The sequence below is a fragment of the Sulfitobacter sp. F26204 genome (assembly GCF_026410305.1).
Lineage (GTDB): Bacteria > Pseudomonadota > Alphaproteobacteria > Rhodobacterales > Rhodobacteraceae > Sulfitobacter.
Genome location: NZ_JAPMLQ010000003.1, coordinates 73,182 through 96,281, shown reverse-complemented (window position 1 = coordinate 96,281; position 23,100 = coordinate 73,182). Strand labels below are relative to the sequence as shown.

Annotated in this window: 27 protein-coding genes; 12 read left to right on the top strand and 15 right to left on the bottom strand. The window is 54.7% G+C overall.

The window, feature by feature from the left end:
- Positions 1-90: 90 nt before the first annotated feature.
- From OS190_RS09355 to OS190_RS09315, 9 genes are all read right to left on the bottom strand, one after another.
- Entirely contained in the window at positions 91-456 is a 366-nt protein-coding gene (locus OS190_RS09355) for a DUF8776 family protein (protein WP_502212094.1), read from the bottom strand.
- A gap of 116 nt (positions 457-572) precedes the next feature.
- A complete protein-coding gene (locus OS190_RS09350) occupies positions 573-1,424 on the bottom strand; it encodes a CheR family methyltransferase (protein ID WP_267158429.1) in 852 nt (283 codons plus the stop codon).
- Complete coding sequence (locus tag OS190_RS09345; protein ID WP_267158428.1) at positions 1,421-1,879, bottom strand: chemotaxis protein CheW; 459 nt, start codon at positions 1,877-1,879, stop codon at positions 1,421-1,423. The genes OS190_RS09350 and OS190_RS09345 overlap by 4 nt, the downstream gene beginning before the upstream one ends.
- Positions 1,876-4,098 carry a chemotaxis protein CheA gene (locus OS190_RS09340; RefSeq protein ID WP_267158427.1) on the bottom strand — a complete coding sequence of 741 codons (2,223 nt, stop codon included), beginning with the start codon at positions 4,096-4,098 and terminating at the stop codon, positions 1,876-1,878. The genes OS190_RS09345 and OS190_RS09340 overlap by 4 nt, the downstream gene beginning before the upstream one ends.
- An 11-nt stretch (positions 4,099-4,109) precedes the next feature.
- Entirely contained in the window at positions 4,110-4,475 is a 366-nt protein-coding gene (locus OS190_RS09335; RefSeq protein WP_267158426.1) for a response regulator, read from the bottom strand.
- Positions 4,472-4,747, bottom strand: a complete 276-nt coding sequence (locus tag OS190_RS09330; RefSeq protein WP_267158425.1) for an STAS domain-containing protein — start codon at positions 4,745-4,747, stop codon at positions 4,472-4,474. Before OS190_RS09330 ends, OS190_RS09335 begins: the two co-directional genes overlap by 4 nt.
- Positions 4,748-4,960: 213 nt before the next feature.
- On the bottom strand, positions 4,961-6,040 hold the full coding sequence (locus tag OS190_RS09325) for a methyltetrahydrofolate cobalamin methyltransferase (protein ID WP_267158424.1): 1,080 nt from the start codon (positions 6,038-6,040) through the stop codon (positions 4,961-4,963).
- 10 nt (positions 6,041-6,050) lie between these two features.
- The gene (locus OS190_RS09320; protein ID WP_267158423.1) at positions 6,051-6,980 is read right to left on the bottom strand and encodes a methylenetetrahydrofolate reductase; all 930 of its coding nucleotides are present in this window, start codon (positions 6,978-6,980) and stop codon (positions 6,051-6,053) included.
- Positions 6,981-7,011: 31 nt separating this feature from the next.
- Positions 7,012-7,332, bottom strand: a complete 321-nt coding sequence (locus tag OS190_RS09315) for a virulence factor (RefSeq protein ID WP_267158422.1) — start codon at positions 7,330-7,332, stop codon at positions 7,012-7,014.
- Positions 7,333-7,562: 230 nt separating this feature from the next.
- Here OS190_RS09315 and OS190_RS09310 point away from each other — a divergent pair, with 230 nt between their 5' ends.
- From OS190_RS09310 to OS190_RS09295, 4 genes are all read left to right on the top strand, one after another.
- Positions 7,563-8,327 carry a Stf0 family sulfotransferase gene (locus tag OS190_RS09310; protein ID WP_267158421.1) on the top strand — a complete coding sequence of 255 codons (765 nt, stop codon included), beginning with the start codon at positions 7,563-7,565 and terminating at the stop codon, positions 8,325-8,327.
- An 89-nt stretch (positions 8,328-8,416) separates the two neighbouring features.
- The gene (locus OS190_RS09305) at positions 8,417-9,538 is read left to right on the top strand and encodes a Ppx/GppA phosphatase family protein (RefSeq protein WP_267158420.1); all 1,122 of its coding nucleotides are present in this window, start codon (positions 8,417-8,419) and stop codon (positions 9,536-9,538) included.
- Position 9,539: 1 nt separating this feature from the next.
- On the top strand, positions 9,540-10,280 hold the full coding sequence (locus OS190_RS09300; RefSeq protein WP_267158419.1) for an RlmE family RNA methyltransferase: 741 nt from the start codon (positions 9,540-9,542) through the stop codon (positions 10,278-10,280).
- Positions 10,281-10,532: 252 nt separating this feature from the next.
- Entirely contained in the window at positions 10,533-11,102 is a 570-nt protein-coding gene (locus OS190_RS09295; RefSeq protein ID WP_267158418.1) for a hypothetical protein, read from the top strand.
- 24 nt (positions 11,103-11,126) lie between these two features.
- Here the strand turns inward: OS190_RS09295 and OS190_RS09290 are convergent, their stop codons facing one another.
- The 6 genes from OS190_RS09290 to OS190_RS09265 all read right to left on the bottom strand — a co-directional run bounded on the left by OS190_RS09290 (position 11,127) and on the right by OS190_RS09265 (position 17,684).
- A complete protein-coding gene (locus tag OS190_RS09290; RefSeq protein ID WP_267158417.1) occupies positions 11,127-11,348 on the bottom strand; it encodes a hypothetical protein in 222 nt (73 codons plus the stop codon).
- A gap of 83 nt (positions 11,349-11,431) precedes the next feature.
- A complete protein-coding gene (locus OS190_RS09285; protein ID WP_267158416.1) occupies positions 11,432-11,845 on the bottom strand; it encodes a DUF6691 family protein in 414 nt (137 codons plus the stop codon).
- Positions 11,846-11,856: 11 nt separating this feature from the next.
- Positions 11,857-12,309 (bottom strand): YeeE/YedE family protein, encoded by a 453-nt coding sequence (locus tag OS190_RS09280; protein ID WP_267158415.1) that lies wholly within the window; start codon positions 12,307-12,309, stop codon positions 11,857-11,859.
- A 92-nt stretch (positions 12,310-12,401) separates the two neighbouring features.
- On the bottom strand, positions 12,402-13,343 hold the full coding sequence (locus tag OS190_RS09275; RefSeq protein ID WP_267158414.1) for an MYG1 family protein: 942 nt from the start codon (positions 13,341-13,343) through the stop codon (positions 12,402-12,404).
- A 230-nt stretch (positions 13,344-13,573) separates the two neighbouring features.
- Positions 13,574-14,140 carry a hypothetical protein gene (locus tag OS190_RS09270; protein WP_267158413.1) on the bottom strand — a complete coding sequence of 189 codons (567 nt, stop codon included), beginning with the start codon at positions 14,138-14,140 and terminating at the stop codon, positions 13,574-13,576.
- 25 nt (positions 14,141-14,165) lie between these two features.
- A complete protein-coding gene (locus tag OS190_RS09265) occupies positions 14,166-17,684 on the bottom strand; it encodes a YbbN family protein (RefSeq protein ID WP_267158412.1) in 3,519 nt (1,172 codons plus the stop codon).
- 166 nt (positions 17,685-17,850) lie between these two features.
- Here OS190_RS09265 and OS190_RS09260 point away from each other — a divergent pair, with 166 nt between their 5' ends.
- The 8 genes from OS190_RS09260 to OS190_RS09225 all read left to right on the top strand — a co-directional run bounded on the left by OS190_RS09260 (position 17,851) and on the right by OS190_RS09225 (position 23,097).
- Positions 17,851-18,069 carry a hypothetical protein gene (locus OS190_RS09260; RefSeq protein ID WP_267158411.1) on the top strand — a complete coding sequence of 73 codons (219 nt, stop codon included), beginning with the start codon at positions 17,851-17,853 and terminating at the stop codon, positions 18,067-18,069.
- Positions 18,070-18,192: 123 nt separating this feature from the next.
- Positions 18,193-19,038, top strand: coding sequence for a DUF2059 domain-containing protein (locus OS190_RS09255; RefSeq protein WP_267158410.1), 846 nt, complete (start codon positions 18,193-18,195; stop codon positions 19,036-19,038).
- Positions 19,038-19,853 carry a DUF2059 domain-containing protein gene (locus tag OS190_RS09250; RefSeq protein WP_267158409.1) on the top strand — a complete coding sequence of 272 codons (816 nt, stop codon included), beginning with the start codon at positions 19,038-19,040 and terminating at the stop codon, positions 19,851-19,853. The genes OS190_RS09255 and OS190_RS09250 overlap by 1 nt, the downstream gene beginning before the upstream one ends.
- Before the next feature lie 455 nt (positions 19,854-20,308).
- Positions 20,309-21,043, top strand: a complete 735-nt coding sequence (locus tag OS190_RS09245) for a 50S ribosomal protein L21 (RefSeq protein ID WP_267158408.1) — start codon at positions 20,309-20,311, stop codon at positions 21,041-21,043.
- Positions 21,044-21,054: 11 nt separating this feature from the next.
- A complete protein-coding gene (gene rpmA, locus OS190_RS09240) occupies positions 21,055-21,324 on the top strand; it encodes a 50S ribosomal protein L27 (protein ID WP_267158407.1) in 270 nt (89 codons plus the stop codon).
- Between the two features lie 106 nt (positions 21,325-21,430).
- Complete coding sequence (locus tag OS190_RS09235) at positions 21,431-21,961, top strand: GNAT family N-acetyltransferase (protein ID WP_267158406.1); 531 nt, start codon at positions 21,431-21,433, stop codon at positions 21,959-21,961.
- Entirely contained in the window at positions 21,958-22,557 is a 600-nt protein-coding gene (locus tag OS190_RS09230) for a LysE family translocator (RefSeq protein WP_267158405.1), read from the top strand. The genes OS190_RS09235 and OS190_RS09230 overlap by 4 nt, the downstream gene beginning before the upstream one ends.
- Before the next feature lie 3 nt (positions 22,558-22,560).
- Complete coding sequence (locus OS190_RS09225) at positions 22,561-23,097, top strand: GNAT family N-acetyltransferase (protein WP_267158404.1); 537 nt, start codon at positions 22,561-22,563, stop codon at positions 23,095-23,097.
- The last annotated feature ends 3 nt before the right edge of the window (positions 23,098-23,100 follow it).

Below are 23,100 nucleotides of genomic sequence, written 5' to 3'. Positions count from 1 at the left end.
TTTTACCTTTTCTGCCTCATGCCTTTGCCCGGCGAACTGCGCCAGTTTCAAATTTCGCTCTTTGCCCGTTCAATCCCAACAGAAACACCATCAAAACAATTCGACGTCGCCATTTGGTTTTTGAAACCTGTCCAGAGTCGTTGAAAATTGTGCGCCCGTGACCAGTGTTCTGGTCACATCCAGCCGCAAATTATCCTTCAGATTTTCTGTCAGAGCAACATCATGCTTTTGCGACAGGTTTTTTGACAACAACGCTAAATCTGCAAGAGATTGCCGCAAAAAATCCAGACTTTGCAAGCGTTTAATACTTCCTGAAGTCTGCAAACCGATCGTGCCCACCTCATCCCCGATGGCAAGCTCGATTGCCTTTACTTCTTCAGACAGTTCATCAAGATGGGCCGAAATACGCCCCAACAGATCACGCAAGAACTTGTTCTCTGACGCTGCAGTTTTCACATCCGGCCCTCCATTGTAGTGACGCGGTTTCGCCAAACCTTCGTATATGGCGGCGTTTTCAAATTGTGTTTCAAACGCTCTTTTCTGGTGTTCATGATCCCTGGGTGGCGGGCCGATCAGCCCGTCAAAGCGCGGTAAGACGTCGGACCTGTGTAGCTGAATTTATGTCTGCGAGGATCGTTGATCCGCTCTGAATGTCCCAGAAACAAAGCCCCCTGAGGGGTCAAGGCCTGGTGAAATTTTGACCAAAGTTTCTCTTGCGTCTCAAAATCGAAATATATCACAACATTTCTACAGAAAATTACTTCAAATTTTTTGGTCATTGGCCAGGTTGAAAGTAGATTCAATTCGTTGAAATAGATCAGGTTCATGAGCTTTGTGCCGACGGCAAAGACCGTCTGCCCGGAAGAGTTGCGCGTTTCTACAAAGTATTTTGAGAGCAAAAAGGGGGGGACACCGGCCATAAACCTCTCAGGGTAAATACCGCGACGGGCAAAGCGCACAACCTGCGGATCAATATCTGTTGCCAATATGCGCAGGTTCAGCTTTGCGATATCCGGCAGATGTTCAGCCAGGGTAATCGCAACCGACAGGGCCTCCTGGCCATTGGCACAGCCAGCAGACCAGATGCGCATCTCTTTGCCTGCACGCAAACGGGGCAGGTATCGGTCCACTTCGTGTTTGAGCGCCTCGAAATGGTGACCCTCCCTGAAAAATTGCGAGACATTTGTGGTCAAGGCAGAGATCAGATGTTGTCGTTCGGCTTGCCCGGCATCTGAATGCACCAAAGCACAATAGGAGGCAAAATCGATCAAACCCAAGTCCCTCAACCTGTGGCGCAAGCGAGACTGTATCATCGAGATTTTCTGCTCGACCAGCGTCAGCCCGCTTTCACGATAGGCCAATGCCGCAATGGCGCGAAAACTATCCGGGTCAAGAGTGCCAGTTTCGCGCGTGCGGATCTTCACGCCGCGACACTTCCAGAGGTATTCAAGATCGCGGGCAGGTTCAGCAAACGTATCATCCGCCCTTCAACCAGCGTCAGGGCGCTGATGACACCCTCAGCCAGGGTCGCACCCGTGTGGGGGGGCGCTTGCAGGTTTTCTACACCAACGGTCACAATGTCAGAAACCGCATCAACCAGAAGCCCGGTCTTCACATCTTTGGTTTTTACTACAATTATCACATTCCGATCATTCTGCACCCGCGCTGGCAAGCCCAGCCTGCAGCAAAGATCAATCACCGGCAGAACGGTTCCGCGAAGGTTGATCACACCTTTCGTATAGGGCGGTGCATGCGGTAGGGGCGTCGCGTGGGTCCAGCCACGGATCTCACGCACAGACATGATATCAAACGCATATTCCTGATCGGCAAGCTGAAAAGTCAAAAGTTCGATACAGGCGGTGTTTGCGGTCCCGGTCATGCAGAAAGCCTCACCCCGTGAACAGGATAGGCACCTGTGCCCGACGTCGCGGCAGAAGCAATAAGGTCGCCCGGATCAAGGATAAGAGCAATTTGCCCATTTCCCAGAATCGTTGCTGCCGCAACGCCGGGCCCGCGATGGAAACTCTCATCAAGCCCTTTGATCACCACCTGTCGCTGATCAATGATCCTGTCGACGAGCAGGGCGCAGCAATTGTCCTCCTCCTGCGCGATAAACAGGGCAAGAGCCCCCTCGGAGTTATCACGCATTGAACGGTAGCCAAGGGCCTCTCCCAGATCAATCATCGGGACAAATCTGCGGCGCAATTCAATCACCCTGTGTTCCGGACCGACCGTTTGCACATCTTTCGCAGCCAATGTCAGCGTTTCCACCACCAGATTGAGCGGCAGAACCAAGGTTTCACCCGCAACTTCAATCACCATGCCATCCAGCACAGCAAGCGTCAGAGGCAACGAAATCGAAAATGTTGTGCCCTGGCCCGGATTCGAGGTGATCGTGATCCGACCGCCGAATTCATGAATAGCCGTGCGCACGACATCCATGCCAACACCGCGCCCGGATAGCTCTGACACCGATGGCGCAGTGGAAAACCCAGGCAAAAACAAAAGATTGTCGATTTCAGCATCACTCAATTCGGCATCTAGCGGGATTAATCCCTTGCTGCGGGCAATATCCATGACCTTTTTGCGATCAATGCCGGCACCATCATCTGAAACCTCGATCACCACGCGTCCCGACCGATGTGCCGCGGAAAGGGTGACGCGGCCTTGTGGGGATTTACCAGCCGCACGACGTTGCACAGGCAGCTCGATCCCGTGATCGATTGCATTGCGGATCATATGGGTAAGTGGATCGACCAGATGTTCAATAACAGTTTTGTCGACTTCAGTTGTTTCGCCAATGCTCAAAAACCGCACGTCCTTGTCCAGGGTTGCGGATGCTTCCCGCACAATTCGAGACATGCGTTGAAAGAGCGATTTCACGGGCTGCGCTCGGATCATCATGACACTGTCTTGAATGTTGCGTGTCAGCCGCTGAAATTCCTCCAGACCGTTCATCGCTTCGGAATGCGGGGACAGGCCTGTTTTTTCAAGGCTTTGGCTAAGCATTGCCTGATTGATCACCAGTTCGCCAATCAGATTTACCAGCTTGTCGATCTTGTCCAGATCGACACGCACCATGGATGTTGCGGCTGTGGGGAGAGTGTCAGGACACTTTTCTGTTCTGGAGGTCTTGCAATCCTGCGCCTCGCTATCCTTTGACAAATGCTCCGTCGTTATGCCTTCCGGCAGATCACCAGGATGATCAACTGCCGGCGATGAGGCCAGCTTGTCGCATCCCCCTTCGACTATCGGTTTTGACAGCGCTGCCGCTCCCGGCTGATAGGACACCTCAACGGCGCATAGATCTTCGACAAATTCGAAAATCGATTTGATTTCAGCCTCATCAACATCACTGAAAAGGGTCACGATCCAGCTAAGATGTGGTGTTTCTGGTGACAACCTGGACAATTCCGGCAATCTCGACGCATCGCAGGCCACGCTGATTTCACCTAATTGCGCCAGATCCTGCAGCAACAAAGACGGTTCGTTGCCAGTTTCAAAAAATGCTGACCGTGGCGTGAAAACAATGATGTAAGTCCCCGTGATCCGAGAGGCTGGAACATCGGGATCAAGATGCCGCTGCAGGTTTTCGCGATTGGGCGCAGCATCTGCGGCTGTCCTGGTCGGTGCCTCAGGCGCAGGGCGACTGGAAGGGGCTTTCACGCAGGAAACGGGTTGTTCGCAGGTAGAATCGCGCCGGTCATCCGACAACCTGTCGAAACGCGCCAATAAATTTGCAGTTTCCCTGTCCGGTAGATCATCCCCACTACGACTGGCCCAAACCAGATCTGACAGGTGGTCAGCCGCTTGGAAAAGCACCTTGAGCACATTTGATCCGACCTTTAGGTGGCCTGCGCGCATGTCATCCAGAACCGTTTCGAAACGATGGGCAAACTGCACCAGCCGATCCAAGCCAAAGGCACCGGCACCCCCCTTGATCGAATGGACGGCGCGAAACATCACATTGATCGTTTCAGCATGCTCCGACCCGTCTGCCATGGTTTCAAGCCCGTCTTGCAAGGCCTCAAGCAGGTCTTCACATTCGACAAAAAATGTAGAACGAATGTCTGCCATCTGATCAGGGTGGTTGCTCATACGACACCTTTCTAACCGGCAACCATTTGAAGGGCTTTGATTAATTTTACCGGATCAAAAGGTTTCACAATCCAACCCGTTGCACCGGCAGCGCGTGCGCGGGCTTTCAGTTCGGGCGCGGCCTCTGTCGTCAGCACGAGAATGGGGGTCACGCGGTAATTTTCCTGTTTGCGCACTGCGTCGATAAAATCGAACCCGTCCATGCGGGGCATGTTGATGTCGGTGATTATTGCATCCGGTGCGATGCCATCCAGCACTTCGATCCCGTGCAGGCCGTCATCTGCCGTATGCACCCTGAACCCCGCGGGGAGAAGAGCGAGTTTTATCATCTCACGCATGGTACGACTGTCATCTACCGCAAGTATTTCAAGGGTCATGTTTTACCCTCCGCGAGTGTTTCGGGTGTCAGCCCCATGCTGGCGAGTTGAACAAGAACAGGATCAGTGACGTTGATGACAGAAAAGCCAGCGTGCGAAGATCGCGCAGTGCGAGCAGCCGCCAAAAATAGTTGGCAGCAAAGCGCACCGATTTGCGTCACTTTGTGAAGATCAATGACGATGTCCTGCCCGACATGTGCCAAAAGTGCGGCATGGAACCCCACGGCAGCACTCGTGTCCAGTTTGCCCTCTGGAATAAACGTTTCAGCCATCACTCGTTCCGCAAAAAAGGGATTGGAAAGGACTCATCGCAGCGCGCCTCCTTGGTTGGATAAGGCGTTTCTAGCGGACGTTTTGTTAATTCGGCGTTACCACCCGATCAGCGAGCAGGACATCAACCTTCGTGACACAGCATGAAACGCATAAGGCCGCGCCTTTGCCGCGCGGCCTTTGCCAATTTTCAGGACGGTCAGGACGTGGCCTATTCAACCGCGACGTCGACCGCCGACTCGGCCGGCACGGCCACGCCCTTCCTGACCTGCTTTCGGTGCAACCTTGTTGAACCTGATCCATTCGCCACCATGCGGATCGCGATCAAACAGGAAATTCGCCGCCCGGATCGCTTCCATCTCCTTGCCTGGGCGCGGCTTGGTCGACCCCATCCCGAAAAGCTGAACGAATACTTCGTCGTCCATGCCTTCGGGCAGGACCACACCCAGCGCCTCAAGCTCTGCCTTCTTGGCTTCGATCTTGGTCGCGTTTACCGGCAGGGCAACAGGGTTCATGATAGCGGAAGTCATACCCGCTCCCATCGCCATCGGCAGGAAAGCATTGTTGATCCCATGACGGTTTGGCAAACCGAACGAGATATTCGAAGCACCGCAGGTCGTGTTCACGCCCAGTTCCTCACGCAGACGGCGCACAAGGGTAAAGACCTGATGGCCCGCGGTCGCCATCGCGCCAATTGGCATGACAAGCGGATCAACCACAATGTCATGTGCGGGTATGCCAAAATCCGAGGCCCGTTCCACGATCAGTTTTGCCACGGCAAAACGCACATCAGGGTCTTCTGAAATACCAGTGTCGTCGTTCGAGATTGCTACAACCGGTACATTGTATTTCTTGACCAGCGGCAGAACCAGTTCCAACCTTTCTTCCTCACCGGTAACAGAGTTTAACAGCGGACGTCCCTCGCAAGCTTGCAGGCCCGCTTCCAAAGCGCCGGGAACCGAACTGTCGATGCAGAGGGGGGTGTCAGTCACGGCCTGCACGCGTTTGATCATTTCCGGCATCAGCATCGGTTCGACAAAATTGTTGTCCGCATAGCGTGGATCTTCGGCCATTCGATTGGAGAAAACTGCGCCGGAGTTGACGTCCAGCACTGTGGCGCCCGCATTGGCTTGCGCGACCGCATCAAACTCCACCCGACTGAAATCATCACGTTCCAATTCTTCGGCAAGGATCTTGCGACCTGTCGGATTGATCCGCTCTCCGATAACGCAGAAAGGTTCGTCAAAACCGATGACGGCGGTTTTGGTTTTGGATTCGATGATGGTGCGGGTCATTTAGGTGTCCTTAGACGGCAGGTTTTGCAGGAACGGCAGAAGAACCGCCGTTTTGAATTGCCCAGTTGGCATTGGTCTTGATGCCACCAAGCGGAAAGAAATGCACGTTGGTGATGTTGCAATCGGGATTGGCGGCCTTGTGGCATGCCAGTTCGGTAACAACCTCTGTCGGCTCATAGGGTAGCAACAGCTTGGTCACATCCATTGCGCGTTTCTGCAACACCTTGAGGGATGGACCGACGCCGCAGGCGATGGCGAACTTGATCAATGTCTGCAGCTTGGCTGGTCCAGCAATGCCGATATGAACGGGCAGGGTGATTCCAGCCTCGGCCAGACTGTCGGCCCAGGCGATGATCGGCTTGGCCTCAAAGGCGAATTGTGTGGCAATGGCCATTTTCGCATCCGTACGGGTCTGAAAATCGTTCTTCCATCTCAGTGCCGCATCGACGCCCGCCGTACCGGTGGCATCAATGTCCCGGTTGCCTTCGGGATGGCCAGCGACGTGAAGTCGGGTGAAACCCGCCGCATCAAACAATCCCGTTTCCATCAACTGCATTGAATCGCTGTAGTCTCCCTGAGGAGTGGCAAGCCCCCCCGCCAGCAACAAAGCCTGTTTTACATCCGCCTCACCCTGATAACGGGCGATCCAGTCAGCCAGGGTCGCCTTGTCCTTGATGATCCGTGCCGGGAAATGTGGCATGACATTGTAACCGGCCGCGTTCAACCCTTTGGCCGTTGCGACCATTTCTTCAATTGGCGTGCCTTCGATATGGGCGATATATACACGGGTGCCTGCAGGAAGCAGGGCGGTAAAATCCTCAACCTTCTCAGCCGTGCGCGGCATCACTTCGATCGAATAATCTTGCAGAAAGGCTTCAACCTCGCTCCCGTGAATACTGGGTGCAGAGACTTCTTTACGGCGAAAATTCAATAAAGCCATGAGTGTATCCTTTATCATGGGAGGTGCGGACTTAGCCTTGGGAAGCCTGTGCGTTTGCTGCACGACCTTCATTATCAATCAGCGTTTTCAGGCGCGCTTTATCGTATTCGGTATCAATTCGAAGAACCTCTGCATCTGCGATTGCATCCGCGTCCCCTTCGACCGTATAGGCGTCCGCCTTGCGCCAATCGGCCATATAGGCGTCGCTATCAGCGGCACCAATACGCATCGCCACGCGGTCAATCGCCTGTTCGAACCGTTCTGGCAGCGGGCGTTTTGAGCCGCGACGGCCCTTGCCCACAATCACCTGTGCCGGGATGTCGCGCCAATAAACAATTGTCACATCAGGCATGTTTCACCTCTGTCATGGTCTGATTCCCCGTTCATTTCTTCGACTTCTACTGGTTTGCACAGCTTAGGCAGCGCCGTTTTTCGACACCGCAGGCGCCATCCGCGACCCTCTTGGTTCTAGTGCATAGGGCCGCAGGTCACGAGGGGCAGGGACCGTCATAATTCTCACATTCTTAGTGAGGCGTTTTGATTTGATGTATGCGGCTTCGTTCAGGCTTGTTATGCGGGAGCATGACCCGACGAACCTCCAATTTCATCTTGTGCAGCAATCCGCGCAGCGGAACGACCTTGCTTTGTACATTACTTGAACAGACCGGCGCGGCAGGGCGACCCAATTCGTTTCTGCGCGAACCTTCCCTACAGGAATGGTCGGAACATTGGGGCATCGACTGTCGCGTTGACGTAACCGATGCCGCGTTCAACAAGCGGTATCTTGATGCATTGCGTCAGGAAGGTTTCGGCGGAACAAGCGTCTTTGGCATGCGGCTGATGGGCCAGGATCTGGGTTTTGCCATGTCATGGCTCGACCGATGCTACCCCGATCTCCCTGATGACCTTGCCAGGCTTGAAGCGGCATTCGGACCACTCAGATTCATTCACCTGTCCCGTCAGGACAAACTGGCAGAGGCTGTGTCACTTTTGCGTGCAGAACAAACAGGGCTATGGCATCAAAACAGCGACGGCTCTGACATGGAAAGGTTGAGACCGAGCAGCGAGGAAGGCTTTGACCCCGATGCGATAACAGAGCGGATGACGGAATTGCGCAATCTGGACAGGCATTGGCGGGTTTGGTTCGATCTGCAGGGCATTACCCCGCTGCATCTTACCTATGAGGCATTGGCCGAGGATCCCATTGGTGTCTTGGCCCAGGTGCTTACCCACATCGGTTGTGAAGGTCGGCTTGCTCAGGGTACCAATCCAACGCTGCGCAAACTTGCCGATCAAACCAACGCTGACTGGATCGCCCAATACCGTGCCCTGCATCCGCTCGCCTGAAAATACCACGGCATCAGTCTCCTTCCTGCTTGCGCGAAAGACCTTGCGGCACTACCTTATCCACAACTCGTTATGAAAGGCGCAACACCATGGCGCCACAGCGTCCCAAAGGTGCGGGCGCGCTCGATAAGGACACACCGTCGGCTCTGAGCCCCGCGCCAGTTCCGCCCAGATCGTCCGAGCTATATGCAGCCCTTGATCTGGGCACAAATAGCTGCCGTATGTTAATCGCCCAGCCCAGGGGCAGCGGTTTTCATGTGGTAGACAGTTTCTCGAAGTCCGTCCAATTGGGGGCTGGGCTTGAGAAGACCGGGCGCTTGTCGCGCGGATCGATGGCGCGCACTATTCAGGCATTGCGCATCTGTCAACAAAAATTGCGCCGTAACAAAGTCAAACGCATGCGACTGGTCGCAACCGAAGCCTGCCGCCGGGCATTAAATGGAACAGAGTTCATGCGCCGGATCCAGCGCGAGACTGGGCTGAAGCTTGAAATCATCAAGACGGAGGAAGAAGCACAGCTTGCGGTGATCTCCTGTGCGCCACTGGTCAATCACAAAACCGAGAATCTGCTGGTGGTGGATATTGGCGGCGGATCAACAGAACTGGTCTGGATCGACATTTCAAAAGTGCCCAAACGCGATCGGGCACAGAGCATCATGCGGCTGCATTCCGGCTTTGATCAAGGGATCACCGACATTCCCAGCGCCAAGGTCGTCGACTGGATTTCGGTGCCATTGGGTGTGGCCACCCTGCGAGACCAGTTCGCTGATGTTGAAGACGATGCCGCCCGCTTTGCTTTGATGTCATGGTTTTTCGAGGAAAACCTGCAAGATTTCACCCCCTATCAATCTGCGCAACCACAGGAACGGTTTCAGGTCGTCGGCACCTCTGGTACCGTAACAACCGTTGCAGCAAGCCATCTGAACCTGCGCCGTTACGACCGGACCAAAATCGACGGCTTGAGCATGACATCAGCGCAGATCGACAAGGTGATCCATTCTTATCTCGCGATGGGGCCTGCAGGACGGCGCGCAGATCCACGTATCGGACTGGACAGGGCAGCCCTGATCATGTCAGGGGCAGCCATCCTGCAGGCATTGATGCGCTGTTGGCCGACAGACCGGTTAAGTGTCGCAGACCGCGGCCTGCGCGAAGGCCTGCTCTATGCGCAAATGTCGGCAGACGGCGTGCTCGAAGAAGGAAAGTACTGAGATGGCCAAGACACCAACAGGCAAGACCCCCACCGGCAAGAACACTTCCGGGCGTGGTCAGCGCGAATTGAAAGTAAAGGTCAAATCTGCACGCGGACGCACCACCAGTTCAACCCGTTGGCTGCAACGCCAATTGAACGACCCCTATGTTCAGCGCGCCAAGAAGGAAGGCTATCGTGGCCGGGCCGCCTACAAGATCATGGAGCTGGACGACAAGTTCAGGTTCCTCGTTCCGGGCGCACGGATCGTTGATTTGGGTGCGGCACCTGGAGGCTGGTGTCAGGTCGCGGTAAAACGTTCCAACGTATTAGGCGAACGCGGAGGCAAGGCCGTGGGTACGATCCTTGGCATTGACCTACAGGAAATGGAACCGATCGCAGGCTGCGAACTGCATGTCATCGACTTTATGGAAGGTGATGCAGATCAGCGGGTCAAGGAATTGTTGGGCGGCAAGGCGGATGTAGTGATGTCGGACATGGCGGCCTCTTCGTCAGGACATAAGAAGACCGACCACCTCAAGATCATGGCACTATGCGAGGCAGCAGCCTATTTCGCATTTGACGTGTTGGACGAGGGCGGCACCTTTGTTGCCAAGGTGCTTGCAGGTGGTGCAGAAGGGGACCTGCAAAAGCTGCTCAAACAGCGCTTTACCAAGGTTCACAACATCAAACCTCCATCCAGCCGCTCGGACAGTTCCGAAAAATTTGTCGTGGCCCTGGGGTTCAAGGGAGAAACCCGGTGATTGTCGGATGCTTCCGCTTTGGCCCATTTGGGTCGAAAACCCCGGCATTATGACCAAATGCGATGGATGTCACTGTCAATCAATCGTCCTCCCGCGGAAAACTTAACTAAATTTATTTATTTCAAATGTTTACGTGAAGAATAAAACAAGAATTCTGGATCAGCCTTTTACCTGCTTTTAAAACAGGCCCCCTTAATCTGGTTGCGCAAGCGACCTTGATCCGCCTGCATGGCCCAGACCAAAGGAACCCCAATGTTCAGATATACGTTACATACGCTTGCGGTAATTGCGGCACCGCTGGCCCAGGCGGCGGAAATACCCCCTGCAATGTCGCAATACATTTACGACGACCTCATGAAATGGATCAACAACATCCAAATCGTGCATGCAATCAACGCCCAGAACCGACAAACCCGCGATCTGTCAGAAACCGAAATCATCACACGCGACGCGGCCTGGCGCGCCGAGATTGGTCAGGCTGCTTCACCATTTGTAGACCGCGTGCTGAATACACCGCTTTCCATGTTTCTGCGTGAACGTCTGGAACACTCTAACGGTCGCATCACGGAAGTGATCGTGATGGATCACAAGGGGTTGAATGTTGCTGTCAGCAACGTCACCTCGGACTACTGGCAAGGCGATGAGACCAAATTTCAGGAAACATTTTCCAAAGGCTCAGGCGCGGTCTTTATTGACGACATCCGACTGGACGAAAGCACACAACGCTATCAGGGGCAGGTGTCCTTTTCGGTCACTGACCCGGACACAGGAAGGGTCGTGGGTGCCATAACTGTTGGGCTGGATGCCAGCGCGTTTTTCTAATCGGTGCAGGATCAGGTATTGCGGTTACTTCCTCGGCTGTTTGTTTTCTGCATCCTTGCGCCCCTCTACCCATGGCCGCAGCGACGACAACCCGCGCAGGAGAAACTGATGCGCCGTATCCTCGTCCAGATAGCGTTGCGCAGTGGCGATGGCACGTTTGCGTCTTTCCTCACAAAGATCTTCCTGGCGCAACAGCGCAAACATCTTGTCATGTTTGCCTGACCTTTTGTTTTCCATGTCTTCCATAATCAGTCGCCTCTTGAATCAATCTCGCTTTTGCAACGGGAATAAGGCTTGGCTGCGGCAAGGTCGCGACGATCAGGCGTCACTCACAAGCGCGCCGCGAGTTTTGGGCCAAGCCATAGACCCAACAACATCATCGGAATGAAAACCAACGTTCCCGGCGCGAGCAAGAGCAGGGCGGTCCACGCCGGTCCGGGACAGAAGCCGCCAATCCCCCAGCCCAATCCAAACAATACCGCGCCGAGAACCAGACGCCTGTCGATCTGCCTTGTCCTGGGTAGATGGAATGACCTGTCCAACCTTGGGGCCGGTAGGCGCAGCACCAGACGGTATCCCAGAAATGCCGTGATCGAAGCTCCGCCCATGACAAATGCGAGCGACGGGTCCCATGTGCCGGCAATATCCAGAAAATTCAAAACCTTGGCCGGGTCGGACATGCCTGACACAACCAACCCCGCGCCAAAAACCAAACCCGCAATCAACCCCATCAGAATGCGCATGATGATCTCCTTCAAACCACGTGCCGAAGCACAAAAACAGTCAGCATCGCGCTGGCCATAAAGATCAGCACTGCCACAAGGGACCGCAGGGACAGACGCGCCAATCCACAGACGCCATGCCCCGAGGTGCATCCCGATCCAATTGATGTGCCGATGCCGACGATGCCGCCGGCCACGGCCATCCCGATCAACGATCCTGGCACCGTCTGGGAGACCCCGATGCCGGTGGTCGCGGCATAACCAAGCGGGGCAGCAATCAAACCGGCAATAAAGGCCACACGCCACCCAAGGTCGGTTTTTCCCCGATCTGGGGTTCCTACCGCATTCAAAACAGTGCCGGTGATGCCCGAAACGCCGGCAATGCGCCCAAAAACAGCCATCACGATGATGGCGCTCAACCCGATCAAAATGCCGCCGATCAGGGATGCAATCGGTGTGAAGGGGGTAATTGTGTCAAGTTCCATGGGCAATCCTGTCAGCTATGGTGCTTGATTGTAGGCGTGCTGGTACCGAACGCAAACCCGCGTTTACATTGCTCCAGACGGTGGCGGTGGGTCTACAGTTTATCGCCGCCAACAGACTGCAGCACTTCACTCACTGCCAGGTCAGCCATTTTCAAGATTGCATCACGGGAGTCAGCAACCGCAAGAAAACGGGCGTTGTGACAAAACTTGGCCCCCTTGACCCCACATGCAGCCTCAAGGTCGCTGTCGGTCAGGCCGGCCCAGTTGGCAGGCAGATCGGCTCGTTGATCAAAAGTGTCATTCGACAGTTTGATGCCATTCAACGTCCAGTCTGCACCGCGTGGATTGACGACAAACAGAATATGATCGGCCCCCGATCTTTCAAGTACCGACAGGTAGGGCATGCCCATAGGCAACTCCAGGATCGCTGAATCGCCGGCGTTTTCCACCGCTGCCGCCACAACACTCCGGGCACGAGCCTTGGCGGCAAGGTTTCTGACACAGGCTTCGACAAAGTGGCGCGCGATTGACAAGGCTATCCTGAACGCTTCGTCTTCCGCTGTGGGCGAAGGATCATCAAATACGGGTTTCAAACTGCCGATCAACGTGGGCAAGGTCAGCGACGACAGCGGTCCGGCAACAGATGGTTCCAGGGCACCGTTGTCCAGCAGATCAATCGGCAGAACAAATTTTGTGTCAAAGGCCTGATGAATTTCTTCTATGTCCGCCGCGGGCACCTCCATAGCCGCCAAATACCCGCGGCCGTAGTGCTGCCAGATCAAACCAAAAGAACTGAGCGGGCGACCATCCTCGCGCAGTGGACAGGGGCGTTGATGATGGTCAAAGATCTTGGCTTGCGCATCAAAATCACCACCGACATCATAGATGATCCTGTCTGATGCAGGGGTCAGCCAGTCAAGCTCGCGGGTGCGCTTCAGCTCTGCATCAGGAAACAGGCGGGAGAGCACCACAGTAGATAGCACCTCATCCGCATGAAAGCCGCCGGAATGGGTAACAAGATAAGCAATGCTCAATTGATTGGCTCCGAATGAAAAAACCGGCCTGCATAGCCGTTCGCGTTGAATTAAGGCCTTCCTCACAGCGAAACCCAGCTAAATCAACAGCTTTGTATAAGCAAACCAAAATCAATCAACTTTCCTTTACCGCAACAGGCAAAACCTGGCTGTCCAGCGGCAGGCGACGCCCGCTGCAAAAAATGCAAGCGTCGCCATGTAAACTGGCACTGACAGAGCAGTGCTAGCCGCTAGTCATCACCGGCAATCCCGGACTCCATCATCTTTGACAAATCGTCTTCTTCAGGATTCACAGGAGTCGGCATTTGCTGTTCGTCGCCAAACTCGAGCGGTTCGAGATCCAACGCCTTGTATTGGTCATCGGTGACAGACATGTTGGAAGACCCCAGATCAACTTCGATCCTGTAGGGCAGGCCAAGCATGTCGTCGACGGCAAAATATGTAAGGACCGTCCCTGTGATGCCGGGGGCCTTGATCGTGGTGAAATCGGGAACGCCATAGTCGGACAGGCGGATAACACCTTCAGCCCAGGGGGCATTGGGATCTTCCGAGGCGAGTGTCTTGCGGTATTGGGCCTCAAAAGCAGCCGGATCTTCGATCACCCGAAATGCGGCACCCTGACTCAGGTAGTTGATGGCGCGGGCGGCTTCTGCTGCCGCCTCGGGTTTGCGCAATTCGGGGGCCAATTTCATCAGGGTCGCCAGCGTCGTCGCTTCGGCCTCCTCCGCGCCAACCATCACAACGTATTCGCTGTCCTCGCCAAGGCCCAGGATGATTTGTGGAATGTCATCTGTCATGATGGAAACCTTTCATAAGTCTTGGTCATTTGATCGCAGCCCATTTCGCATCTGTCCAGTCACGATCCGAGGGGCGTAGCGAACCGGGTGGAATTGTCTTTTCAAACATTGCCATTTCCCCGCTGATCGGGTCCGGAGCAACAACAAAAAACGTGTGGCTGGTAGAACTGCCCCAATTGCTGTCGGCGATCACGAATTCGGGCGCTCCTTCGTCCTGAATGATTGCAGTCTGAGTTTTGCCAGTTGCATTCGCCTTGAGAATTCTCTCCCAAACATCGGCCTTGGTCGGCGGGAAATGCGGTTTGGCATCGGTAATTGCGGCGAGAATACCAGTGTTTATTTCGGCGGGGGTTTGACCAACTGTCGGGCGTCGGGCGACCAGGGCCGCACGAAGTTTTCGCCGGATTGTCCGATCACCGATTTCGGCCGCTGTTTGGGCTGCGATCTTGTCATAAAGATAGCCGGTCTTGTCGACATCGTAGGTTTTGTCATGCATGGCTTCGGCACGATCAATCAATTCCCGTTTGATGTTTTCTGCCAGTTTGGATTTCCCGCCGCGCTGCAACGGCTCAAGTGAGGGATCGTTGGGCAGAGCGTTGAACCCGTGAATACCGACGGTCTTGATCGTGATCATTTCTGCGTCGGAACCATCAAAACTGCCCAGAAGGTCCGTCAATATTTGTTCTGTGCGATCGGCAGTGTCGTCCGTAGTTGCGCCCCTGGCTGTAATGACCTTGTCCTTAAGGCCCTTGCCAAACAGCGTCTGGGTTGCAGCGGTGGTCTGCCCGCCCGAAGACATGGCCCAAGGTGCGGTATCGCCAGATTTCATCGAATCGAGGAAGGCCGGTTCCTTGCACAGGTCACGTAAATCGCTCGCTTCCTGTGATGTGGGGTCAATACCATAAGCTTCGATAGCCTGATCAGCGATATAATCGCCAAATGCGTCCGGCGTTGTGATGTCGTTGCCATTGTCCTTGCGGCGCAGCACATAGCGACCGGTCGAAGATTTGCCGTCTGACGCGGCCACAATCGTCGAATTGGGATCGTAGACAAGATCGACTTCTTCGCTGACCTTTTTCTTCAACTCCTTGAGACGACCTTTGGCTTGCAGCTTTTCAAGGTTGCCCTTGGCAAAACCCTTGATCCCACCAGCGCTTTTGGCACGACGAACGAGGAAATCATTGATGCCACCGCCAAGGCTGTTCATTGCTCCATTTGTCAAACCTTTGACACGGTCGCGCTCGTTCGAGCCTGCTGCACGCGCCGTTGAGGTCGCCATGGAATATTCCCAACTGCGCATGATCGGGTCTTCGTTGGCGGGAATACGCGTGACGATAGGCACTTCAGGCCCGTTGGCAGGTTTGTATTTGCCGGTTCCGGCGATTGATGCATAGGCTTCCATCGCAGAAATCGGATCGGTTTCACGCATGCGTCGACAGGGCGCTGTTGAAAAGCACGATCCAACCGGACCCTGATCCAGTGGCTTCAGCATCGAGGCAAGTACGGCCTTTTGTACATCGGCTTTGCCAACCGTATCTGTCGCCCCCTTGCGCAATGCACGGCGCACCAGTGTTTTTGAGTTCGCAGGCGTTTCATCGGGAATATCGCTCAGAACAGCATTCGCTTTTGCACCGGTGGTCGGATCGTTAAAGGTGTTGAGCGTCTTGATCACATGCTCGTTCATCGCAGGTGTTGGGTTTTTCAATGAGCGCGGGTTAAACAGTAAATCACCAATCGCATCCTTTGCCGCTTGCGAAGTTGTATCAATCTCGCCTGAACTGTTCAGCAAGGCCGCGCCAACCGCGACAGATCGGATTTGCGCCCGTGCGGCGGGATCGGTGATACCGTTTTCCTGCAGGGGATCGGCATTGAACTGGCGGCCGGAATTGACATAATCGGGCATACGCTCAAAGAAAGCTGGCCCTGTATTGGCACCCATCTCCAACAGTTGCTTGGCATAATGATCGCTGAATTTTGGGTTGGTGAAGTGACGCCCTGTATCCGAGGCAAAGTTGGTTTCTTTAGCGTCGATCACTGCGGCAAGGTTCAGCGCCACAGCATCCGGATATGCACCGGTTGATGCCGCATCGAGAGCGGCCTTGGCAAGGGATGGGTCGCGGGTAAACCCGGTGATCAAGGCCGCTGCAGCCTCATCCGACAGGCTTTGACCGGAATTTGCAGAGAGTGGGCCAAAGGCCAGTGCCTCGACCAATGCCTTCTTTGAAATTGCGGCCTTCTCAAAGGATTTGGTTGCCGCCAACCTTTCTTCGGCAGCGCTGACATCCCCCTGTTCTTGTGCGATGGCTTTGATCTTGGCCTCACCGTCCGGCAACGCCTGTGCCTTTGCCAGGCGCTCTTTGGCGGCATCCAATACCTTTTGTGCGGCGTCGATATCAACCTTGGCCTGGGCAATCAGATCGTCGGTGACAGGCTGATCTCCCAGAATCGCGGCAAAGCCGTCCATCGCAGTACGGGCGGCATTCGCTCCCTTGGGGTATTTGTTCATGATACCAGCGGATTGTTCATATCGTTCGGCTGGGGCAGGGCCGGTCGCCACCGCGACGGCTTCTTTTGCCAATGCCGCCTGGGAAAGAGCCGGCAAGTTCGCCTGGTTGCCCTCAACGAACTTTTTCAAGGCGGACACCAGAGTTGCCGCTTTCTTCATGTCGGTTCCGGTGATTTCTTGCCGGAATGCCGCCGCCAATTGGCTTGCCTTGCCAGACTTGGAAGGGGCTGCGCGTTTGAGAAACTGCTCAAGGTCACCTGCCAGTTGATCATAGGCCTGCTGCAGCTTTCTACGTACCGCTTCGATGTCTGTGGGCGGCGGAGCGGGCACTGTCTCGGCGGAGGCTTGCGGCATCGGTGGGGCTTTGGGCGGAGGCGTTACCTTCAGAAGTTTCTCAAGATTGCCGATCAATTGCTCGGCCTTGTCCAGTATGTTCTTTGACAGCAACTTCTGAGCGTCCTGCATACCCTTGACCACGCGTGGCCCGCCAACCGGATTGATGGCGGCGAATTTCTTCACTTCGGGTACCAAACGCTTGAGTCGGTCCGTCAACCAGCCCTTGAGGCCGTCATCAACCACTTCATCCTCAGCCGGGGCATTATCAAGCTGCGGCGGCGGTGGTGGCGGAACGGGTGCACCGGTTTGCCCCGCAACAGGGTCCTCCCGTGGTGGACCATCATCTTCCTGTTCTTCAAGGTCAGATTCCAGAACCGTGCCATCAATGTCCATCACGATAACGTTGAAAGTGATTTTATAGACCTTGAGGTGCTTCTTGAACTTCTTGGCAAGGTTGGGGATCAACGTCTCGCAGGTCAGTTTCACATCGCGCCCGTCCAAAGTGACGGTTCCCGAGGCGACCTTGCCGCCCATTTCCGCTTTAGCTTCCTTCAAGATGGCTGTGCTGGCTTTGATCCTGTCCATGCCCAGATAGTCATCAGCAGGGGTTTTGCCTGGCGCATATGCAAAATTGACCGGCTTTTGTTTGGATTTGGTCAGTAGTTTCTTGAGGTCTTGGCCGGCGACAGCGTACTTGGACATGTTACAGGTCTCCAAAAGAAGAAGCGCGCAAAGGCGGCGCAAAATGAATTATCAGCTCTGATTTCGATGCACAGAATATGGTGCACGACGTGGATCAGTTTTTTCAAAATCGTGAAACGGCGAAAAAACCGTAAAACAAAAGACGAAATACCAGACCGAACATCCAATGGCAGTTCCGTTTGGTCAAGTAATTTATGTGAAATACGGGGGAACAAACATCACCCGGCACGGTCGATGCACCGAGGTGGCAAATCAAATTGGCAGTATAAATGCAGCCACCGGGCTGGTCCGCACCGCCCGCTATTTCACGCTGTTTGGCCTTTTAGGTCATGCCAACGGCGATCTGATCTGGTTAAAGCAACAGGACGAAGGGCAGTGTTCATAGCTGAAAAACGATATAGGATGGCCGCAATAACAAACCCGTCTACCTATCTGGAATTTGATCGCGCCGCGACTTGGATCACCCACAATTGCAGACTACATTGCCTTCAGTAAAAAGGATTATTCAATGCTTGCCTTGTTCCGCAGACCTCTGCTGGCCCTTTCGCTGTTATGTCTGTCTGCCCTTGTATTACAAACCCATACCGTTCGTGCCGCAGAAACCGAACGGTTGGAGGCTTTCCTGGAAGTAACCGGATTTGATGTCGCTCTGGAAAGCATCCGGCTCTCTGCGGATTCCGCGCCGCAGATGCTGGGGCTGAGCGCCGATGATTTCGGATCCGAATGGTCGCGCCTGGTCAGCGAAGTCTTCAAAACGGATCTCATGCACGACATGGCGCTTGAGATCCTCTCAGAAACACTCAGCGATGATCTGTTGGCCCATGCGGCCGATTTCTATGCTTCTGATCTCGGACAGCGATTGGTGGTGGCTGAAAACGCCTCGCATATGTTTGAGGATGACAGCCTGAAATCCGAAAGTGGCACGTCGATCATTGACGGTTTGGTACGCATCGGTTCACCGCGTGTCGCCTTACTTTCGGCGTTGAACGAGGCAAGCGATGTCGCGGACAGTTCCATCCGCGCAATCCAGGAGGTGCAAATCAGGTTCTTGTTGGCCGCTGCGGCTGCCGGGGTGATTGAACTCCAGATGGATGAACCCGACCTGCGCGAAGCGATGCGCAGTCAGGAAAGCGAAATGCGCACTGCCATCAAGACCAGCGCCCTGGCCAATGCCGCCTATACCTATCAATCGTTTTCTGATGCAGAGATCGCGGCCTACGCCGAGGCATTGGCAGAACCCGAGATGCAAAAGGTCTATGCCCTGATGAATGCCGTTCAATTCGAAATCCAGGCAAACCGTTTTGAAGTTGTCGCCCAGCGGCTCTCTTCGATGCAACCAAGTCAGGACTTGTGATGCGCAAGTTCCTTTTGCTGTGGCCGGTTTTCTGGGCGTTGAGCACCTTGAGTGCCCTGGCCGACGCGCGGATGAATGTCCTGGTCGATGTCCTGAAACTGCACGAGGCCGCCGAGATCCTCAGCGAAGAGGGCATCGCACAGACGCAAGACCTGAACGACGAAATGTTGAACGGGCAGGGCGGTGCGGGTTGGGCCCTACAGGTCAGCCGCATTTATGAACCCGCACTCATGGTAGAACTTGTGCGTGCAGAGCTGGAACAGGAATTGAAAGGCGCGGAACTGGAAGAAGTGATTTCATTCTATGCCAGTGAAAAGGGAACGCAGATTGTCGAGCTTGAAAACGCCGCACGCCGCGCAATCCAGGACAAAGATGTCGAAGCAGCGGCCCGTGGCCGTTTCATCTCGTCTGAGGGACAAGATGACCCGCGTCTGATGTTGATCGAGGAATATGTCAAAAGCGGTGATATGATCACGCGCAATGTTACCAGCGCCTTGAATTCGAACTATCAGTTCCTGCGCGGGATGGTGGATGGCAACGCCATAGAAATGACCGAAGAAGAAATGCTGAAAGATGCGGCAGGTGACATCGAGGAAAGCAGTCGCGACACCAGCGAATGGCTGCATGGCTTTCTGTTGCTGGCCTATCATCCGCTTACCGATGATGATCTGCGCACCTATATTGCATTTGCCAAGACCCCCGCAGGACAGGCGCTGAACAGGGCATTGTTCAACGGGTTCGGTAAAGCCTACGAGGACATTTCCTATGCTTTGGGGCGCACGGTAGCCTTGAACATGACGGCAAAGGAACTTTAGGCGCAGGGTGCGACGGCGTCGCATAAGTTGTTTCCCAGGAAACCCAAATGCAACGCCTGCCGCTCTGATCACTTTCCGTCACCGACGTAAACCGGTTCGGGAAAGTGCATGGACATCGTCTTACTCGTTACGAACTTGATCTGATCACACTCTTTGCGAAATGCGACGGGTATCGGGCGTTTTGGGGGTCAAAATGTGCGCTGCCGCAAGGTCATGCAGCAAACACAAGACCCCTGGCTTTGGTGGAGGCCTGAAACGTCACATTAGCATGGCAAAGCTGCTTGACTTACACGGTCTTTACCCCCAATAAGCGCCAATCCTGACAGGACTCCCTGTTTCGGGACTTTTTTCAATGACGCCCCAAGGGCGCGCTGTTCGAGGTGAACACAGCGAGGATGCTGGTTCAAAACACCCTGACGGGGACCACAGAACGCGGATAGACAAAGGAAGACGCGATGTTCGCAGTCATCAAGACTGGCGGTAAGCAATACAAGGTAGCCTCGGGCGATATGCTTCGGGTGGAACGTATTGCAGCAAATGCCGGTGAAACCGTACAATTCAATGAAGTGCTGATGCTCGGTGGCGACAAGGTTCAGGTCGGTGCCCCGTTGATCGAAGACGCCGCTGTTCAGGCCGAAGTTGTCGACCAGATCAAAGGCGAGAAGGTTATCAACTTCGTCAAGCGCCGTCGTAAGCACTCTTCCAAGCGCACCAAGGGTCACCGTCAGAAACTGACGCTGGTCAAGATCGGTGACATTCTGGCGACAGGTGCCGGCAAATCCAAAGTGATGGCCGCCGTTGGTACAGGTTCCGTTTCCGCCGCTGCCGTTGCCGCGATCACGGGCAAATCCGCTGACGAGGCTGCCAAGCCTGCGAAAGCCAAGAAAGCTGCCGCACCCAAAGCCGCCAAGAAAGCTGCGCCAAAAGCTGACGCAGAACCAAAGGCAGAGAAAAAAGCAGCGCCAAAGAAAGCCGCTGCAAAGAAATCTGACGGCGACGATCTGTCCGAAATCTCGGGCATTGGTCCGGTCATTGTTGGTAAATTGAACGCCGAAGGCATTACAACCTTTGCTCAGATTGCTGCATGGACAGACGCGGATGTAGACGCTATCGAAGAGAAACTGTCATTCAAAGGTCGTGTCGGTCGTGAAGACTGGATCGCACAGGCCAAAGAACTGGCTAAAGGTTAAGGAGAGACCAAATGGCACATAAAAAAGCAGGCGGCTCATCCCGTAACGGACGCGACTCAGCTGGTCGTCGTCTTGGTGTGAAAAAATATGGCGGCGAAGCTGTCATTCCCGGCAACATCATCGTGCGTCAGCGCGGCACCAAGTTTTGGCCTGCCGACGGCGTTGGCATGGGCAAGGATCACACGATCTTTGCAACTGTTGACGGTGCCGTGACCTTTCACAAAGGTCTGAAAAACCGCACATTCATTTCTGTTCTCCCGATGGCGGAAGCCGCAGAATAAGCCGTACCCAAAAGGTTTGAAGAAATTCAAGGGATCGGTGGAAACGCCGGTCCCTTTTGCTTTTGTGTGATCTCCCAAAGCCCACCAGTCAGAAAGGAGGGGTGCAATGACGCAAAACAATCTGTCTGCGTTGGAAAACGGGGCCTTGCACCTGTCGCGCATTACGCTGCGCCGTTTTCCGCCGGGGGACGCAGCTGATGTTGTCCGCATGCTTGGTCATCCGGACGTATCAAAATGGCTGAGCCGTGTACCGCGCCCCTATACCTGTACAGATGCGATTGAATTCTTTGACAGGCACAGCACACAAAACGATCTCGTTTTTGCGATTACTCATGGGCATGACCTGATTGGCGGCATCTCTTTGGTGGATGAGCTTGGCTATTGGCTGGGCGCGGATCACTGGGGAAATGGATTTGCCAGCGAAGCCGCAGGCGGGCTGGTTGCGCATTACTTTTCACGTTCCGATCAGCCGGTGTCATCGGGTTATATACTGGGCAACACGGCGTCACGCGGCGTACTCAACAAACTCGGGTTTACCAACCTGAAGATCGAGGGAACCCCAAGCCTTGCATTAAAACAGGATGTGCAGGTCCAGAAAATGTGTCTGACAAAATCCACTTGGCAGGCCCGACAATGAGCATTGCCTTGGGTCCACTTGTCATCTTTGCCGCCTCTCAGATCGGGACCCCAGGTCCCGCCAATATGGCATTGATGGCCACTGGTGCGCGCTATGGTTTTCGTGCCGCTTTGCCATTTGTTGCAGGTGTTGCCCTTGGCAAGCAGTTGATCATCTGGCCTGTCGGTTTCGGTCTTATGCAATTGGCTGATAGCATGCCTGTGCTGTTTCAATCGCTGAAATACATCTCGGCGGCCTATATCATCTGGCTGGCATGGAAGGTGGCAAATTTGCGACTGGGGCAGGGTAGCGGATCAAACCAGCCGCCCGGCTTTGCTGCAGGCCTGATCGTACATCCGCTGAACCCCAAGGCATGGGCCATGATTGTTGGCGGGTTCACCGCATTTGTCGGTGTTGGCACGCCCACATTGACGGCCACTGCAACTATCGCCGCAGTTCTGCTGTTGTGTCAGATCATCCTGCACCCTATCTGGACATTAGCAGGTGACCGGATAGCCAAAACAGTTGGCGGCACATCGGCAGAACCTTACTTGATGTGGACATTGGCTGGCCTCACCGTCGCCTCGGTCTTGTTCGTACTGTTCGCAGGAGGATAACGCATGACGACGCAAACGACAGTTAATCAGCCCGAAATCGAAACCGAAAGGTTCAACCTGCGTCCTATACGCCGGTCGGATCTCGGTCTGGTTGAAATGTATGCGGGAGATGTGCGCGTCGCCCAGAACACTACGTCAATCCCGCATCCGCTGCCCCCCGGCACCATCGATGCCTTTATCACCCGCGCAACCAGTGACACGCGTGATTTTGATTGCTGGACCATGGATGGCAGCAAAACAGGCGGTGCCGACATCATGGGGCTGATCACACTGACCCATCTGGACCGCAACCAGTCCGAAGTCGGCTTCTGGGTTGCCCCGGCCTATTGGAACACCCATGTCGCCTCGGATGCCTTGCTCGCTCTTGTCGAGGCAAATCCACAACGCAACGATGCGATGTTCGGCACCGTATTTCAGGACAATCCTGCCTCGGCCAAGGTCATGACCAACGCCGGTTTTGTCTATCTTGGCGACGCGGAAACCTATTGTCTGGCACGTGATGCTGCCGTACCCACATGGACCTATAGCCGCAAGCTGTAGCCG

Coding starts and splice junctions, on each gene's coding strand:
- OS190_RS09345 (WP_267158428.1), bottom strand. CDS start 1,879: ATGACCGGGACCGCAAACACCGCCTGTATCGAACTTTTGACTTTTCAG.
- OS190_RS09340 (WP_267158427.1), bottom strand. CDS start 4,098: ATGAGCAACCACCCTGATCAGATGGCAGACATTCGTTCTACATTTTTT.
- OS190_RS09335 (WP_267158426.1), bottom strand. CDS start 4,475: ATGACCCTTGAAATACTTGCGGTAGATGACAGTCGTACCATGCGTGAG.
- OS190_RS09330 (WP_267158425.1), bottom strand. CDS start 4,747: ATGGCTGAAACGTTTATTCCAGAGGGCAAACTGGACACGAGTGCTGCC.
- OS190_RS09325 (WP_267158424.1), bottom strand. CDS start 6,040: ATGACCCGCACCATCATCGAATCCAAAACCAAAACCGCCGTCATCGGT.
- OS190_RS09320 (WP_267158423.1), bottom strand. CDS start 6,980: ATGGCTTTATTGAATTTTCGCCGTAAAGAAGTCTCTGCACCCAGTATT.
- OS190_RS09315 (WP_267158422.1), bottom strand. CDS start 7,332: ATGCCTGATGTGACAATTGTTTATTGGCGCGACATCCCGGCACAGGTG.
- OS190_RS09310 (WP_267158421.1), top strand. CDS start 7,563: ATGACCCGACGAACCTCCAATTTCATCTTGTGCAGCAATCCGCGCAGC.
- OS190_RS09305 (WP_267158420.1), top strand. CDS start 8,417: ATGGCGCCACAGCGTCCCAAAGGTGCGGGCGCGCTCGATAAGGACACA.
- OS190_RS09300 (WP_267158419.1), top strand. CDS start 9,540: ATGGCCAAGACACCAACAGGCAAGACCCCCACCGGCAAGAACACTTCC.
- OS190_RS09295 (WP_267158418.1), top strand. CDS start 10,533: ATGTTCAGATATACGTTACATACGCTTGCGGTAATTGCGGCACCGCTG.
- OS190_RS09290 (WP_267158417.1), bottom strand. CDS start 11,348: ATGGAAGACATGGAAAACAAAAGGTCAGGCAAACATGACAAGATGTTT.
- OS190_RS09285 (WP_267158416.1), bottom strand. CDS start 11,845: ATGCGCATTCTGATGGGGTTGATTGCGGGTTTGGTTTTTGGCGCGGGG.
- OS190_RS09280 (WP_267158415.1), bottom strand. CDS start 12,309: ATGGAACTTGACACAATTACCCCCTTCACACCGATTGCATCCCTGATC.
- OS190_RS09270 (WP_267158413.1), bottom strand. CDS start 14,140: ATGACAGATGACATTCCACAAATCATCCTGGGCCTTGGCGAGGACAGC.
- OS190_RS09265 (WP_267158412.1), bottom strand. CDS start 17,684: ATGTCCAAGTACGCTGTCGCCGGCCAAGACCTCAAGAAACTACTGACC.
- OS190_RS09260 (WP_267158411.1), top strand. CDS start 17,851: ATGGCAGTTCCGTTTGGTCAAGTAATTTATGTGAAATACGGGGGAACA.
- OS190_RS09255 (WP_267158410.1), top strand. CDS start 18,193: ATGCTTGCCTTGTTCCGCAGACCTCTGCTGGCCCTTTCGCTGTTATGT.
- OS190_RS09250 (WP_267158409.1), top strand. CDS start 19,038: ATGCGCAAGTTCCTTTTGCTGTGGCCGGTTTTCTGGGCGTTGAGCACC.
- OS190_RS09245 (WP_267158408.1), top strand. CDS start 20,309: ATGTTCGCAGTCATCAAGACTGGCGGTAAGCAATACAAGGTAGCCTCG.
- rpmA (WP_267158407.1), top strand. CDS start 21,055: ATGGCACATAAAAAAGCAGGCGGCTCATCCCGTAACGGACGCGACTCA.
- OS190_RS09235 (WP_267158406.1), top strand. CDS start 21,431: ATGACGCAAAACAATCTGTCTGCGTTGGAAAACGGGGCCTTGCACCTG.
- OS190_RS09230 (WP_267158405.1), top strand. CDS start 21,958: ATGAGCATTGCCTTGGGTCCACTTGTCATCTTTGCCGCCTCTCAGATC.
- OS190_RS09225 (WP_267158404.1), top strand. CDS start 22,561: ATGACGACGCAAACGACAGTTAATCAGCCCGAAATCGAAACCGAAAGG.